The organism is Alkaliphilus crotonatoxidans (assembly GCF_054658015.1).
Genome location: NZ_BAAHXS010000006.1, coordinates 1,182,245 through 1,198,290 on the forward strand (window position 1 = coordinate 1,182,245; position 16,046 = coordinate 1,198,290).

Annotated in this window: 15 protein-coding genes; all 15 read right to left on the reverse strand. The window is 43.4% G+C overall.

Going from position 1 to position 16,046, the window contains the following annotated elements:
- Window positions 1-4: 4 nt before the first annotated feature.
- Window positions 5-265, reverse strand: a complete 261-nt coding sequence (gene spoVS / locus ACYQ1I_RS17790; protein ID WP_459767736.1) for a stage V sporulation protein SpoVS — start codon at window positions 263-265, stop codon at window positions 5-7.
- A 132-nt stretch (window positions 266-397) separates the two neighbouring features.
- A complete protein-coding gene (locus tag ACYQ1I_RS17795) occupies window positions 398-1,048 on the reverse strand; it encodes a hypothetical protein (RefSeq protein WP_459767738.1) in 651 nt (216 codons plus the stop codon).
- Window positions 1,049-1,138: 90 nt separating this feature from the next.
- Window positions 1,139-1,927 carry a chorismate mutase gene (locus ACYQ1I_RS17800; protein ID WP_459767739.1) on the reverse strand — a complete coding sequence of 263 codons (789 nt, stop codon included), beginning with the start codon at window positions 1,925-1,927 and terminating at the stop codon, window positions 1,139-1,141.
- A 14-nt stretch (window positions 1,928-1,941) separates the two neighbouring features.
- Window positions 1,942-2,799, reverse strand: coding sequence for a shikimate dehydrogenase (aroE, locus tag ACYQ1I_RS17805; protein ID WP_459767741.1), 858 nt, complete (start codon window positions 2,797-2,799; stop codon window positions 1,942-1,944).
- The gene (aroB, locus tag ACYQ1I_RS17810; protein WP_459767743.1) at window positions 2,796-3,869 is read right to left on the reverse strand and encodes a 3-dehydroquinate synthase; all 1,074 of its coding nucleotides are present in this window, start codon (window positions 3,867-3,869) and stop codon (window positions 2,796-2,798) included. The genes aroE and aroB overlap by 4 nt, the downstream gene beginning before the upstream one ends.
- Window positions 3,857-4,996, reverse strand: coding sequence for a chorismate synthase (gene aroC, locus ACYQ1I_RS17815; RefSeq protein ID WP_459767745.1), 1,140 nt, complete (start codon window positions 4,994-4,996; stop codon window positions 3,857-3,859). The genes aroB and aroC overlap by 13 nt, the downstream gene beginning before the upstream one ends.
- A gap of 13 nt (window positions 4,997-5,009) precedes the next feature.
- Window positions 5,010-5,825, reverse strand: a complete 816-nt coding sequence (gene pheA / locus ACYQ1I_RS17820; protein ID WP_459767747.1) for a prephenate dehydratase — start codon at window positions 5,823-5,825, stop codon at window positions 5,010-5,012.
- Between the two features lie 12 nt (window positions 5,826-5,837).
- On the reverse strand, window positions 5,838-7,115 hold the full coding sequence (gene aroA, locus ACYQ1I_RS17825; RefSeq protein ID WP_459767749.1) for a 3-phosphoshikimate 1-carboxyvinyltransferase: 1,278 nt from the start codon (window positions 7,113-7,115) through the stop codon (window positions 5,838-5,840).
- On the reverse strand, window positions 7,093-8,226 hold the full coding sequence (locus tag ACYQ1I_RS17830) for a prephenate dehydrogenase/arogenate dehydrogenase family protein (protein ID WP_459767751.1): 1,134 nt from the start codon (window positions 8,224-8,226) through the stop codon (window positions 7,093-7,095). The genes aroA and ACYQ1I_RS17830 overlap by 23 nt, the downstream gene beginning before the upstream one ends.
- A 34-nt stretch (window positions 8,227-8,260) precedes the next feature.
- On the reverse strand, window positions 8,261-9,265 hold the full coding sequence (gene aroF, locus ACYQ1I_RS17835) for a 3-deoxy-7-phosphoheptulonate synthase (RefSeq protein ID WP_459767753.1): 1,005 nt from the start codon (window positions 9,263-9,265) through the stop codon (window positions 8,261-8,263).
- 482 nt (window positions 9,266-9,747) lie between these two features.
- Complete coding sequence (rny, locus tag ACYQ1I_RS17840; RefSeq protein WP_459768202.1) at window positions 9,748-11,286, reverse strand: ribonuclease Y; 1,539 nt, start codon at window positions 11,284-11,286, stop codon at window positions 9,748-9,750.
- A 391-nt stretch (window positions 11,287-11,677) separates the two neighbouring features.
- Complete coding sequence (recA, locus tag ACYQ1I_RS17845) at window positions 11,678-12,721, reverse strand: recombinase RecA (RefSeq protein WP_459768204.1); 1,044 nt, start codon at window positions 12,719-12,721, stop codon at window positions 11,678-11,680.
- 102 nt (window positions 12,722-12,823) lie between these two features.
- A complete protein-coding gene (locus ACYQ1I_RS17850) occupies window positions 12,824-14,062 on the reverse strand; it encodes a competence/damage-inducible protein A (protein WP_459767755.1) in 1,239 nt (412 codons plus the stop codon).
- 30 nt (window positions 14,063-14,092) lie between these two features.
- A complete protein-coding gene (gene pgsA, locus ACYQ1I_RS17855; protein ID WP_459767756.1) occupies window positions 14,093-14,632 on the reverse strand; it encodes a CDP-diacylglycerol--glycerol-3-phosphate 3-phosphatidyltransferase in 540 nt (179 codons plus the stop codon).
- Entirely contained in the window at window positions 14,616-15,956 is a 1,341-nt protein-coding gene (gene rimO, locus ACYQ1I_RS17860; protein ID WP_459767758.1) for a 30S ribosomal protein S12 methylthiotransferase RimO, read from the reverse strand. The genes pgsA and rimO overlap by 17 nt, the downstream gene beginning before the upstream one ends.
- Window positions 15,957-16,046 lie beyond the last annotated feature (90 nt).

The following is a 16,046-nucleotide window of genomic DNA, read 5'->3' on the forward strand; positions in this document are numbered from 1 at the left end:
TAGGCTATCTGGGCTCTACAATTAGCTTAATTGCCGTTCTTTCTTCACCATCAATCTCAATATCTGTGAAGGCAGGAATACAGATCAAATCAAGGCCACTTGGTGCTACAAATCCTCGTGCAATTGCCACTGCTTTAACTGCTTGATTTAGAGCGCCTGCTCCAATAGCTTGGATTTCAGCTGCCCCACGTTCCCTTAGAACGCCGGCCAACGCTCCAGCAACAGAGTTTGGATTTGATTTTGCTGATACTTTTAATACTTCCATTTAAGATGCCCCCTTTTGTAATCATCTGGTTTACTAGATTTTGGATACATTGTATATTATTCTCCTTTTTTTGTTAAATACCTGCCATATTTTTAAAAATCTTTTTAAAAAAAAGTAAATATTTACATTTTTTCAATTTATACCAATAAATCGAAATAATTGTTCCGGGCTTACCACCATACAAATGGCTATAGCCATTACAATGCCACCAGCCCAGAGCTCTAGCATTGCTTTTATAAAACCATACTTAACTGGCTCAAAGACCAACCTTTCATTTAATTGTTCCATAATGACCTTAAACTCCGGCAGATCCCCCTGATTACTGACAGATAAACTGTAGCTGTTTTTTCTATAGGCTCCCTGCTTAAGGGATATGACTGAAGAAATATACTGATCTTCAAAGCTTATTTCGTAATGACCTTCTTTTTGCTCCAGGGAATGATTCAGCCTTTGTTGATTGAGCAGTTCACCAAGCTCACTGGTAAGATACTGGCCTTCAACGCCTTCTATGGTGTAACTGTCCTGGCTTACTTTCCATACCGCAATACAGGCCAGTATAATTATAGTTACGACAATAACAGTTAATTTGGGGGCATCAGTACCCTGTCCTTCTGTCTGAAATGAGTATATTGATCCGACAAAGGACAAGGCAGCGTTGAATAATGAAGACATTAAGGAAGATTGCGTAATTCTTTCTCCCTTTATAGACTTTAATCCTGACCTCGTAAAATCCAAGGCCAGAATGGCTAATAAGAGAGCATTAAAATAAAGAACATAATCCATGCTTTTTCCTCCCAGATCCGTTTCTCTACTATTAGCTCTATTCGATTTCCACCAATTAATTCCTTCAAAAAAAGAGAATTAACCTCTTGGCTAATCCTCCTTTGGGGGATTTGTAATTATTGAAATGATTTCCTGGGCAATCTCTGAAGGGGGCCTTTCATCTGTATCGACAATGTAATCCGCAGCCTTCTCATAATTGGGCAGACGCTCCTTAAGGAGTCTTTGAATATAGGGAACCTTCAAATGATCCTTTAATAATGGTCGAGCTTGATCCTTCTGTAGACGTTGATAAATGGTTTCGGGCCGGGCCCTTAACCATATGAGCCTTCCTGTTTTTTTCAAAGCCTCGATGTTGTCTTGATTTAAAACCACTCCGCCGCCACAGGAAATAATCTGATTTTCTCCTTGACTTACTTCTTTTACCAGGTCGGTCTCCAGTCCTCTGAAATGGGCTTCGCCATAGTTTTCAAAGAGTTCATTAATTGACATTCCGGTTTTAAATTCCAACAATTCATCAAGATCCACCAGTTCAATTCCCAGCAGGCCAGAAAGCTCTTTTCCGATGGAGGTTTTTCCTGCCCCCATAAAGCCCAGGAGTACCAGATTAAAGGGGAATATTCTTTTCGCCTGTATCTGTTTACTGATCTTTAATAATTCATTAAATATTTCTTGAATAGGCTCCAGGTAATCCCTATCCCTTACCTGGGCCGATACCCGTTCCATCACCATGGCCTCACGATGGGGCTGATAAATAGCCATCCCCTTTCTTTTTTTATATTGTATTACCTGATCTACCAGGCGAAATCTTTTTTCCAGCAGAACCACAAGCTCCTTATCACAAATGTCGATTTCCCTTCTAATTTCATCTAATTCCTTCATGGGTCTTCGGCCTCCTATGTTAATTCTTCCAGATGTCGCTGCAATGCTTCCCAGGCCTGTTGAACCAGGGGTTTTTTAATGCTTTTTCCCAGCCAGATTTCCTGGGCCTTGATTCCTTGATACAAAAGCATTGAAAGGCCATTAATTGTTTGACAGCCATATTTTTCTCCCAGCTTAAGGAGCTTGGTTTTTTCGGGATTATAAATTAAATCATATATAATCGCCGCTTTTTGGATAATGTGCTCCCCCACAGGGCATTCTTCGTGTCTTGGGTGCATACCCAGGGGGGTAGTATTGACAATCATATGATAGCTACCTTCTACATCTGCCAAGGTGACAATTTTTATGGTTGTTTCTCCTACTGTTTTTTCAAGGCTTTCCTTTAGGCTTCGGGCCTTAGCTTGATTTCGGTTGGCTATGGTGATTTGACAGCCCATCATTAACAACTCGTAGACGATTACCCTGGCAGCACCGCCAGCCCCCAGCACTAATACCCTTTTTCCCGCCAGAGAAGGGCTAGTGCCCTCGAGGCTTTTAACAAAGCCGTAGCCATCGGTGTTATAGCCCTTTAGTTGCCCCGATTCTACCTTAACGGTATTGACAGCCCCACATATTTGGGCAATTTCATCGATTTCATCTAAATGATTCATAATGGACTGCTTATGGGGAATTGTGACATTAAAGCCTTTAAAGTTCTTTTTTAATAGCCCCATACTGCCAGCCAGCCCTTGGGTGGTAATTTGCAGGGGCAGATAGGCACGGTTCAGGTTTAATTCTCGAAAAATGGTATTATGAATAATGGGTGACAGGCTGTGGCCGATGGGGTCCCCTATCACTGCATAAAGCTTGGTTTTATTGTCAATGAAGCTCAAAGGATTTCACCCCCCACAGCCTGATCCAACAGCTCAAGCAGGACTGAGGGATCAAATAAAAATTCCTGGGCCTTTCCGGGCCCTACGGGTAAAATAAGCGATATTTTATTATCTTTATTTTTTTTGTCCAGCTCCATCGGCTCCATAAGTTCCCTTGGCTTAGCCTTAATTTTCAGCGCAAGGGGAAGGGCTTCAATGATTTCTTTTATCTCTGTAAAATAGTCTGTATTGATCAAATCCAGGGCCAGGGCAATGGCTGCTTCATAATAAATACCCAGCAATACGGCTTCTCCATGGGCATAGGTTTGGTATCGGGTTACCATTTCAAGGCTATGCCCCAGGGTATGGCCCAGGTTAAGAATTTTTCGGTTCCCCATTTCCCGCTCGTCAGCCCCTGTTATCTGGGCCTTAATTTCACAGCAGCGTTTGATGGTTTGGGTTAGCATGCCATAGTTTAAATTTAATAATTCTGTAATGTTTTTCTTTAATAGCTTAAATAATTCATAGTCTGCAATTAGGCCATACTTAATGACTTCACCTAAACCACTTACTATTTGTTTTTGATCCAGGGTACCCAATAAAAAGGGATCAATCAAGACCGCCTTTGGCTGATAAAAGCTACCCACCAGGTTTTTGCCCTGAGGCATATTAACAGCGGTCTTTCCTCCTACACTGCTGTCCACCTGGGCCAGCAGGGTGGTGGGTACCTGATAGTAGTCGATTCCCCTCATGTATATTGACGCACAAAATCCTGCAATATCACCCACCATGCCTCCCCCCAGGGCGATAACCTTCGATCTTCTGGAAAGTCTGTTTTTCAACATGAAATCCAGTATGATACTGGCCTGTTCCAGGGTTTTGCTTTCCTCTCCCCTGGGTAATACGTATTTGATAAAGCCTCTGTCGCCCAGGGCCATGGCCAGCTGCTGGCCATAGTGGGAATCCACCAGATCATCGGTTACCACCATAAGCTCATCCCCAGGAATGTAGGTACCCAATTGGTTTAAAAGACCCGGTTCAATATAAATGGTATAGCTGTTGGTTCCTAAATCTAGATTTACTGTTTCCACCTGGATATCATCTCCTCCAATGAATCTCCGCCGTATTTTTTCATAAATTCCTCTGCAATTATTGTAATAGCAACCATTTCACCTACTATGGAGGCGGCGGGTACAGCACAGGTATCACTGCGCTCCACTGAAGCCAGGGCTCCTTCCTTGGTCATGATATCGACTGTATGCAGGGGTGTATAAAGGGTGGGAATGGGCTTCATGGCACACCGAAGAACAATGTCCTCTCCATTGGACATGCCCCCTTCAATTCCCCCGGCATAATTGGTTTTTCGATAGTAGCCCTCTTGAGGATGGTAATATATTTCGTCATGAACCTCAGACCCTTTTTTCATGGCATTTTCCATGCCGGCCCCCACCTCTACCGCCTTAATTCCTTGAATACCCATTAACCCAAAGGCTAACCTGGCATCCAGCTTCCGATCCCAGTGTACATAGCTCCCCAGCCCTGCGGGAACTCCTGAAATTCTTATTTCAAAGATGCCTCCCAGGGAATCCCCCTGCTCCTTGGCCCTATTGATTTCTGCAATCATGGCGGCCTCTGCCTGGGGATCAAGGCATCTTACAGGGGATTCATCGGCCCCCTTGATAGCCTCTGGGGAGACCTCTTTAATATTGGTCATAACCCCACCCAGGCCAATGACATGGCTATTGACGATAATACCAAAGGACTTTAAGAGCTGCTTGACGATGCTTCCAGCGGCAACCCTAACGGCGGTTTCCCTGGCACTGCTGCGCTCCAAAACATTTCTTACATCATCAAAGTTATATTTCAAAGCCCCTGTTAAGTCTGCATGGCCTGGCCTTGGTCTGGTTACCCTTCTGTCATCTTGATTCCTTTCAACAGGGTTCATAAAGGCGGCCCAATTTTCATAGTCTCGGTTGTATATTAAAAACGAAATGGGACTCCCCAGGGTTTTTCCCCCCCTTAACCCTGAAATTATTTCCACCTGGTCCTGTTCAATTTTCATTCTTCCCCCTCGGCCATAGCCTTGCTGTCTTCTGGCCAAGTCACGATTGACCTCATCTATATCAATTGTAACATTGGCAGGAATTCCCTCAATAACCCCTACCAGTGCCTTTCCGTGGGATTCCCCTGCTGTAAGTATTCTCAACAAATTAATCACTCCTATCTAACTACTACCCCTGGGGGTAAGAGCCAAAGATTTTAAGATTGCTGGTGAGCCTCGATATTTTTCTTAATGTGTCCTTTACTGCTTCATCCCTATGATGCCCCTGAAAATCTATAAAAAATACGTATTTTCCCAATTCAAGCTTTGCCGGCCTTGATTCAATTCTGGTCAAGTTAATTCCCGCCTCAGCAAACTTTTTTAAAACAAGGAAAAGGCTGCCCGGATAATCGTCACAAAAGGAAAAGGTGATGGAGGTTTTATCTCGCCCTGTTGGTACTGCTTCCTTTCTTCCAACAATTATAAACCTGGTTTGATTGAGGGGATTATCCTGAATAGAGGGCTTGAGAATTGTAAGCTGGTATAGCTCCCCTGCCAGGCGATGGGCGATGGCCCCATGGGCCGCTCCCCTAACACTAACCATTTCACAGGCCCTGGAGGTACTTTGACAGGGACATAGTTCTACATGGGGAAGCTGTTTTTTTAAATAGCCTCTGCACTGTTCAAGGGCTTGAGGATGGGAGTAAACATATTTCAGCTGTTCCATGGTTCCGGTTCCAAGGAGATTATGCTCCACCGGCAGGGTTTTTTCACCTTGAATAACAGTTAGCCTGGTTTCAAGCAAAAGGTCCATTACCTGGGTAACAGCCCCCTCGGTGGAATTTTCTATTGGCAAAATAGCCGCCTCCAGGTCGCCCCCCTCGATCCCTTCAATCAATTCATGAAAGCTATCCTTGGCAACTGCTGTAATTTTATGATCCTTCCAATATTCTATAACAGCCCCATGGCTGTAGGAGCCAATGGGGCCCAGATATCCAACCTGCATCTAAAGCCCCCCTTATTTAACGATGGCCTTCAATTTTTCCTGAAATTCCGGAAAGGAAACGGCAATACATTGGGGATGATTGATGGTGATACCCCCTTTAGAAAATAGTCCGCAAATTGCCAGGGCCATGGCAATTCGATGATCTGAATAGCTCTCTACAATGCCGTAGCCAATTTCGTTAGGCCCTTCTATCTCCATACCATCGGGTAATTCCTTCACTTGAATGCCCAGCTTTTTCATTTCTGTCACCATCGCTGCAATCCGATCTGATTCCTTATGTCTTAACTCCTCAGCACCAGTGATGATGGTTTTTCCCTCCGCCAGGGCCGCAGCTACTGCAATAACCGGTATTTCATCAATTAAACGGGGAAGTATTTCTTGATTGATGCTGGTTCCCCTTAGTCTGCCGCCCAATATGTGCAAATCTCCAATTTCTTCTCCACCGCTGGTACGAATACTTTCAATGGCTATGGCTGCACCCATGGCCTTGAGTACATCAATAATTCCTGTTCTGGTGGGGTTTAGGCCTACATTTTTTATCATTAGCTCTGCCCCTGGCTTTGCTGCCGCTGCCACCATGAAAAAGGCCGCCGAGGAGATATCACCCGGTACCTCCACCTCTTGCCCTATTAGCTGGGACTGACCAATACGAATCCATTCTCCTTCAACCGCTACATTCCCTCCAAAGGCCTTCAGCATCCTTTCGGTATGATCTCGGCTTTTAACCGGCTCCTTAACCCGGGTGGTTCCTTCGGCATAGAGCCCCGCCAAAAGTACCGCTGATTTTACCTGGGCACTGGAAACCGGCAGCACATAGTCTATTCCCCTTAGACCTCCGCCACGAATGACTAGGGGTGCCAGTCTTCCATCCTGCCGGCCATCAATGGCAGCTCCCATTTGACGAAGGGGTGCAGCAATTCTGGCCATGGGCCTTTTTCTTAAGGATTCGTCACCCGTTACGATCGACAGGAAACTTTGCCCCGCCAGAATTCCCGCCATCAACCGCATGGTGGTGCCGGAATTACCTGCATCCAATATATCTATTGGCTCCTTGAGTCCATTTACACCATTTCCTTGCACCGTTACTTCATTTCCCTGCTGGAAAATTTCAACCCCCATTTTTTTAAAACAGGCAATGGTGCTCAGACAATCCTCCCCCTGTAAAAAGCCCTTTATTGTACTTTTTCCCTGGCTAATGCTTCCAAGCATAACAGCCCGATGGGAAATAGACTTGTCTCCTGGTACGGTGATGGTACCGTGAATTCCTTCAGCTTGATTGATTTTCAGCATCCTGTTCCACTCCTCTCCGATGAATCAAGGAAAAGCCCCTTTCCTTTAGCAGGCCTAAGGCCAGCCCTTCATCTGCTTCCGTTTCTAATCCAATACGAATGGCTCCCTTTACTCCTTCCCGAACATGAAGCACCTCTATTTCTTTAATATTAATCCGATTTTCTCCTAAAAGCTGTGTCAGCTCTCCAATGGCGCCTGGGCGATCCTCCAGGTCAATTGTGATGTCAAACAGGGGAGCGATATAGTCGGGCAGCCTGTGGGGAATTTGATCCCTTAGGTTCTTGGCCCTTTTCAGTAGATTTAAAATATCTAATTCGTTCTGATCCATAAGATATCCTTTTATTTTCAACAGTCGATTTTCAATTTTTTGTATCCCCCTCAGCATCTCCTGTCGATTATATAAGAAAATATCCTTCCACATCTCAGGGTTTCCTGAGGCAATTCTAGTGGTATCACGAAAGCCGCCGCCAACAAAGAAACGATCGCTTATTCCTTCGCTGTCTTCAAGAATATCTACTAGGATTGCTGCCGTCATGTGGGGTATGTGGCTGATGGTGGCAGCGACCCGGTCGTGTTCAGCGGGATCAATCACAATGGGTAAGGCCCCCATGATTTTGACCAATACCTTTAATTTTTCAAGACCGTCATCTGTGGCACCCCCCTGGGGGGTTAAAAAATAATAGGCATTTTCAAATAGGGTGGCGGTGGCAGCCTTAAATCCCCCCTGTTCTGAACCGGCCATAGGGTGGCCACCGATGAATTTTACTTCCTTAGGCAATAGGTCTTCTGCCAGCCTGGCCACATGGCCTTTGACACTTCCCACATCTGTCACAATGGCCTCAGTGGAAAGGTAAGCAGCCATTTGCTGCATGAGTGCCTGGTAGTTGCCAACGGGGGTAGACAATACCACTAAATCAGCCCCTTCAACGGCATCCTGAAGGCTACGGGCCATTTTATCAATGGCCTCAGCCTTTAGGGCAGCCTTAAGGCTGGGCTCCGATAAATCATATCCTATCACTTGACTTCCGTAATTTTCTTTTTTCAGGGCTAGTGCCATGGAGCCTCCTATTAGTCCCATCCCGATGATTGCTATCTTTTTAAACTTCTCCATCCGGCCTCTCTCCTTCTCACCTTGTGCCCTCTATTTATTTTATCAGGGGCAACATAAGATTGATTGCCTTCATTAAATTATCAAACCTTTCGGGCTTAAGGGATTGAGCCCCGTCAGACAGGGCCTGCTCTGGCTGATGGTGTACCTCTATTATCAGACCATCGGCACCTACAGCAATGGCAGCCTTTGACAAGGGTGCCACGGTGGACCATTTTCCTGTGGCATGGCTTGGATCAACGATAACCGGTAGATGGCTCAGCTCCTTGACAACCGGAATAGCACTAATATCCAGGGTGTTGCGGGTATAGGTTTCAAAGGTTCTGATTCCCCTTTCACAAAGGATTACCCTGGTGTTTCCCTCTGCCATAATATATTCCGCCGACATTAGCCATTCTTCAATGGTGGCAGACAAGCCTCGCTTTAACAAAATAGGCCGATGGCTCCTGCCGGCCTTTTTCAGCAGGGGAAAGTTTTGCATATTTCTAGCCCCAATTTGCAATATATCGGCATATTCCTCTACCACATCAAAGGTTTCCTGGCACATTACCTCTGTTACAATGGGCATTCCGGTTTCTTCCTTGGCCTTTTTCAGCAGCTTTAAGCCTGCTTCTCCCATGCCCTGAAAGCTGTAGGGCGAGGTCCTTGGCTTGTAGGCTCCTCCCCTTAAAAATTGAGCTCCACTTCTCTTAACTGCCTGGGCAATGGTCATTAGCTGCTCTTCACTTTCCACTGAGCAGGGCCCTGCCATTATAGCCATGTTGCCGCCGCCAATTTTCAAATGATCAACGGTAATTACCGTGTCTTCAGGATGAAAATGTCTGCTGGCCAGTTTAAAGGGATGCTGAACCTTCAAGAGTCTTTCTACGTTCTCGTTGGCTTCGATCTGACTGGGATCAATTTTACTTGTGTCGCCTACTAAGCCCAGTATCCAATAGTTTTCACCCCTGCTTCCATGGACCTGACAGCCCAAACTTTCCATTTTCCTTTGGATTTTTTCCACTGCTTCCGGTTTAGCCTCTGGTTTCATTACAATTACCATGATGATAGCCTCCTCAATTTTTAATTTAATTGATAAAAAAAAGGAGACTCTACTATACTAGAGTCTCCTGGTAATAAAAAAGGAGTATGGTTCCTTTAAATAAACTATAGGAATAGCGTTATAGGTTTGAAGGAATCCCTCTGATATAGAAGGGGATACAAATATTTATTATTTTTCCATGCAAAATAACTGACGCTAAAAAAGTAAAAGCCCCAGTAAAAGTAAAAATAATAAATATTTAATTGGTATTCCCTTCTAATTAATTCCAACACCATGATCACCTTTTTCTTCCTTCATCAATTATCTGAATATTAATATTGATTATATGCAAGTTTATAACCTCTGTCAACAAAAAAATAAATTTATATGTATAATTATTGGATATTGTATTCATAATTATTGTTATTTCAATTTTTTCAATCAATATTTTTTATATAAGGAGATATGAGCTACAAAAGTTAAAAAACTGCCTAAGCAGTTTTTTATTTGGCATATTCAATTGCTCTTGTTTCACGAATGACATTGACCTTAATCTGACCAGGATACTCCAGATCAGACTCAATGCGTTTTGTGATATTTCGGGCCAATAAAAGTATTTCGTCGTCGTTATAAACCTCTGGCTTAACGAGTATACGAATTTCTCTACCGGCTTGAATAGCAAATGATTTTTCAACGCCATCAAAATCATTGGCGATTTCTTCGAGTTTTTCTAATCGTTTAATATAAGATTCCAGGGTTTCTCGTCGTGCCCCCGGTCTTGCTGCTGAAATAGCGTCGGCAGCAGTAACTAAAACAGCCTCTATTGTTTGAGGTTCATAGTCACCGTGATGGGTTGACATTGCATGGATAACATCCTTGGATTCTTTGTATTTTCTTAGTAATTCCATACCAATTTCTACATGGGTTCCTTCTACCTCATGGTCTACTGCCTTACCAATGTCATGAAGTAAGCCTGCCCGCTTGGCAATTTTTACATCGGCACCCAGCTCTGCTGCCATAATACCAGCAAGATGGGAAACCTCAACTGAATGTTTAAGCACATTTTGACCGTAACTGGTACGGTACTTTAATCTACCTAGTAATTTTACAAGTTCAGGATGAAGACCGTGAACACCGGCATCAAAGGTTGCCTGTTCTCCCTCTTCTTTAATAATATTATCAACTTCTCGTTTGGCCTTTTCGACCATTTCCTCTATTCTTGCGGGATGAATTCTGCCGTCTAAAATCAGCTTTTCAAGGGCTATTCTAGCGACTTCCCTTCTAATTGGATCAAATCCGGATAAAATTACTGCTTCTGGGGTATCATCAATAATTAAATCAATTCCTGTCAAGGTCTCTAGGGTTCTAATGTTTCTACCCTCTCTACCAATAATTCTACCTTTCATTTCATCATTAGGTAATGAAACAACTGTTACGGTAGTTTCTGCAACATGATCAGCAGCACATTTTTGAATAGAATAGGTAATAATTTCTCTTGCTCGTTTTTCAGCCTCTTCCTTCGCCTTTGACTCAATATCTTTAATCATCATTGCTGCTTCATATTTTACATCCTTTTCAATATCACTTAAGAGAAGCTGTCTTGCTTCTTCAGATGTCAAGCCAGAAAGCTCTTCAAGCTTACGAAGTTCCTTTTCATAAAGTTGTTCGATATCTTGCTGCCTTTCTTCCAGATCCCTTAGCTTTCGATTAAGCTTATCCTCTTTCAGTTCAAGGCTTTCAGACTTTTTGTCTAAGGCTTCTTCTTTTTGAATTAATCTTCTTTCTGTTCGTTGTAGTTCATTCCGCCTTTCTCTACTTTCTCGGTCAAATTCATTACGGAGTTTATGAACTTCTTCCTTTGCTTCAAGCAATACTTCTTTTTTGGTTGTTTCTGCATCACGCTCTGCTTTTTCTATAATTTCCTTAGCAAGTTCTTCTGCACCACCAATTTTTTTCTCCGCAATACTTTTTCGATAAAAATAGCCGATAAGGCATCCTACTACGATTCCAGCTAAAGTGAGTAAAATGATTTGTATAATAATACGTGGACACCTCCTTTATTAAGTTTTCAATAATGCGAGCTACAAATAGGTTTTTAGGTAGAAAACTATGTAACTCTTTAAAATACAGAGACCAATTTACATAAAACAGACATTGACACATCTTGATTTGTATTAATTGTATATCTTTTTTTTTTTAATGTCAAGTTACATTCCATTGCCATACAGGGCATGGAAGGCTTATTTTCATTTTTGACACTTCTGCTTCGTTTATACCCATTATTCTGTAAGGATCACAAAAAGAATTTAATTGTTTAAATTTTTTAATCCTTCCTTCACTGTCTTTCGCAAAATTTTCTAAATTATAGGAAAAAGAAAAAAGCAGCCCAAACCATCTGCTTCTATTGGAGGCTGCTCTATTCAATCATTTATTTTATTCTATTGCTGCATCTTCATTGACTACTTCAATAACCTCGGGGTTTTTTCTGGTTACAGGCAGGCCATAGGCCTCTCTGATTTTGTGTTCTATTTCAAGGAAGATATCAGGATTTTCTTTTAAAAATTGCTTGGCATTTTCTCGGCCCTGGCCCAAACGGTGTTCCCCATAGCTGTACCAGGCTCCGGCCTTTTTGACGATATCAAGATTAGTGGCTACATCCAACACGTCACCGGTTCTTGAAATACCCTCTCCGTACATAATATCAAATTCAGCCTGCTTAAAGGGAGGGGCCACCTTGTTCTTTACAACCTTAACCCTTGTTCGGTTTCCAATGATGTCATTCCCCTGCTTAATTACGTCGATTTTTCTGACATCTAATCGGATTGAGGCATAGAATTTCAGTGCCTTTCCTCCGGTGGTGGTTTCGGGGTTTCCAAACATAACCCCAACCTTTTCTCGAAGCTGGTTGATAAAGATAATGGTTGTATTTGATTTATTGACTGCCCCTGCCAGTTTTCTAAGGGCCTGAGACATTAACCTGGCCTGCAGGCCGACATGGGAATCTCCCATTTCACCTTCAATCTCTGCCTTTGGTACCAGGGCAGCTACAGAGTCAACTACGATAATATCAATGGCACCGCTGCGAACAAGGGCCTCTGCAATTTCAAGGGCCTGCTCCCCGGTATCGGGCTGGGAAACAATCAGGTCTTCTATATTAACCCCTAGCTTCTTAGCATAGCCAGGGTCTAAGGCGTGCTCCGCATCAATAAAGGCGGCGGCTCCTCCATTTTTTTGAGCTTCAGCAATAATATGAAGGGTCACCGTGGTTTTACCAGAGGATTCCGGGCCATAGATTTCTACAATTCTTCCCCTTGGTACACCACCAATACCCAGAGCAATATCCAAGTCAATGGCCCCTGTGGCAATGGATTCCAGGTTAAGCTTTGAATCTTCACCTAATTTCATAATCGAACCTTTACCAAACTGTTTTTCTATTTGATTAATGGCCATTTCTAAAGCTTTTTTCTTTTCAATCATCTCTCCCACCAGAACCTGTCTGGCTTCACCCACCTTTCTGAATAGTCGAACAAACGTTCTTTTAATTTATTATAAACTATATTTCAGTTTAGGTCAAATAAATTATTTAATTTTTTGCAGGGCTTTTCTTAAATAATTCAGGCTATAAAGCACCGTTAAATTTTGTATCCGGCTGCGCTCTCCCCTAAGTCTTAGCTCAAAAACCTGATAATCGTCCAAGACATTTACACCTACATAAACAAGTCCAACGGGTTTTTGTACAGTACCCCCCCCAGGCCCGGCAATTCCCGTTACCGAAAGACCGCAATGGGCTCCTGTTCTTTCCTTTAACCCCTTCAGCATAGCCAGGGCGATTTCTGGGCTTACGGCACCATACTGATTGAGTGTATCCGCCGGTACTGCCAGGGTCTTGATCTTTGCTTCATTGCTGTAGGTCACATATCCACTATGGAATACCGTTGAAATCCCCGGTAAGGCAGTTAATCTTGCCGATAACAGCCCTCCGCTGCAGGATTCAGCTACAGCCAGGGTCAAGGCTTTTTCATTTAAAAGGGCCTGTATCACTTCTTCCAATGCCTGGCCGGTTTCACTGAAGATATATACACCTACCCGCCCCTTAACCTCCTGTATCACCGGAGCAAGAAGCATTTCACCTGCTTCCTGGGTTTCAGCCCTGGCAGTTATGACCAGGGAAACCCGCCCCTCGGCGGCATAGGTAGCCATAACAGGATTAACCTGTCCTTCGATTAAATCCATCAGTTTTTCCTCCAGAGCCGATTCACCAATGCCGATGAATTCCAGCTCCCTTTTAACAAACACAAGGCCCCTTACATCGCTCAAATAGGGAATCACCTGATCCTTCAACATAGGAATCATTTCCTTTGGCGGTCCGGGCAGGGCAATAATTTTAGTTTTTTGGTAATCAACAATAAAGCCGGGGGCGGTTCCGTGATGGTTTTCTAATATATGGGCTCCCCGAGGAAAATAAGCCTGGCGGTAGTTGTTTACCGGACAGGCCTGGTGTATTCGTTCTAAGGTTTGTTTAATCTTTTCTTTAACGATATGGTTTAGCTCAAGGGGATAACCCGTATAGGCTGCTACAGCCTCCCGGGTCAAATCGTCGAGGGTAGGCCCCAGCCCACCGGTTAAAATAACACAATCTGAATCTTTACAGGCAATTTCCAGGAGCACTGCAAGATGCCCTTCATGATCCTCTACCACAAGCTTTTGATAGGTATAAATGCCATACTGCCGTAATTCCTTCGCTATATAATTGGAATTGGTTTCTATGGTTTTACCGGTGACCAATTCAGTGCCTACACAGATAATTGATGCCTTCATGGATTCTACCTCTTTTCTACAGAAATGAGTCTATTCATGTTTAAGAATATGTTTATTGATACGAAGATAATCTACACCCGAAATAATTGTAAAGGCCACAGCCACATACATCATGATGATATCAAAGGGGAAATTGATGTAACGAAAGGGAAAGTTATTCAGCAGCAAGAAAATAATGGCAATAATTTGGGTAATGGTCTTTGCCTTTCCCCACCAGCTGGCAGCGATCACTACCCCCTCGGCCGCCGCAACAGCCCGCAGAATACTGATGGTGAATTCCCGGGCAATAATAACCACCACAACCCATGCCGATAATCTTCCCATTTGTACCAGCGAAATTAAGGCTGCCGATACCAACAGTTTATCTGCCAGGGGATCCATAAACTTTCCAAAGTTGGTTATCATATTTTTTTTACGGGCAATGTAGCCGTCTAAAGTGTCGGTAATGGCTGCAATAATAAAGATGCCCGCAGCAATGGGTACTCCATAGGGAATCTTATTTAATAGGAAAATCATAAATACGGGAACCAGTAAAATTCTTAAAATTGTTAGTTTATTGGCCAAATTCATCGGTTTTCTCCCCCATCAAATCATATTCTAAGGCGCCTGTGATCTTTACTTTAACCAGGTCTCCCGGAGCCAGCCTGTCGTTGGCTTCAAAATATACCAGGCCATCAATTTCAGGTGCATCCGAACGGGTTCTGCCCAGGTATCGGTTATCCTCATCCATTTCTTCTTCAACCAAAACCTCAAGGATTTTATTTACTTTTTCCTGATTTTTAGAAAGGGAAATCTGCTGCTGTAGCTCCATGATAATAGCCCGTCTTTCCTGCTTAACCGCCTCATCTACCTGTTCCGGCAGTCTTGCGGCGGGCGTATCCTCCTCCTGGGAATATTCAAATACCCCCAGCTTGTCAAATCTCATCTCCTCCACAAACTGCCTGAGCTCATCGAAGTGAGCTTGCGACTCCCCTGGAAAGCCTACAATTAGGGATGTTCTCAGGGTGATATCCGGCAGCCTGGTTCTGAGCTTTTTAATTAAGGCCTCCAGATCAGCTTTTCTGGTTCGACGATTCATTCGCTTTAGCACCTCGTCACTGCAATGCTGTATTGGCATATCCAGGTAATGACAGACCTTTTCCAGGGAAGCCATGGCATCAATCAGCTCATCTGTGATCACCTCGGGGTAGGCATACAGCAGCCTGATCCATTGTATGCCATCTATTTCATTTAGCTCCTTCAAAAGTGCAGGCAATTGATATTGTCCATACAAATCAAAGCCATAGCGGGTTGTATCCTGGGCGATTAGAATCAGCTCCTTGACACCCCTTGAGGCTAATTCCCTTGCTTCTTTAACAATATTTTCTATCCTTCTACTTCTATATTTGCCCCTTAATTTGGGAATAATACAGTAGGTACAAAAATTATCGCAGCCATCTGAAATCTTAATATAGGCGCTATAGGTCGGCGTAATTTGATAACGAGGCAGATTTTCATCAAAAACCTTGTCTATATTCCCCACCTGTACCACACGGCTTCCTGCTAAGGATTCATGAATTACCTCAATAATGGCATCGTAATTGCCTGTTCCAACAACGGCATCCACCTCAGGAAGTTCTGCCAAAAGCTCTTGATGATATCGTTCCCCCAGGCAGCCTGAAACAATCAACAGCTTTAGTCTTTCCTGCTTCAAGAGCCCCAGCTCAATGATTTTATTAATTGATTCCTCCTTGGCGGATTCTATAAAGCCACAGGTATTGACAATGATCACATCGGCCTGTTCTTTAAGATTTGTCAGTCGATAACCATATTTATTCAATATTCCCAGCATCATTTCTGCATCAATCATATTTTTGGCACAGCCCAATGCTTCTACATAGATTGTTAAACCCATTATTTTCTTCCCTTCTTATTCCTTAGTTAACGCTTATCTTTATTTGCCTATTCAATTTTATCATAATTTATGTACCCATCCTATGATATT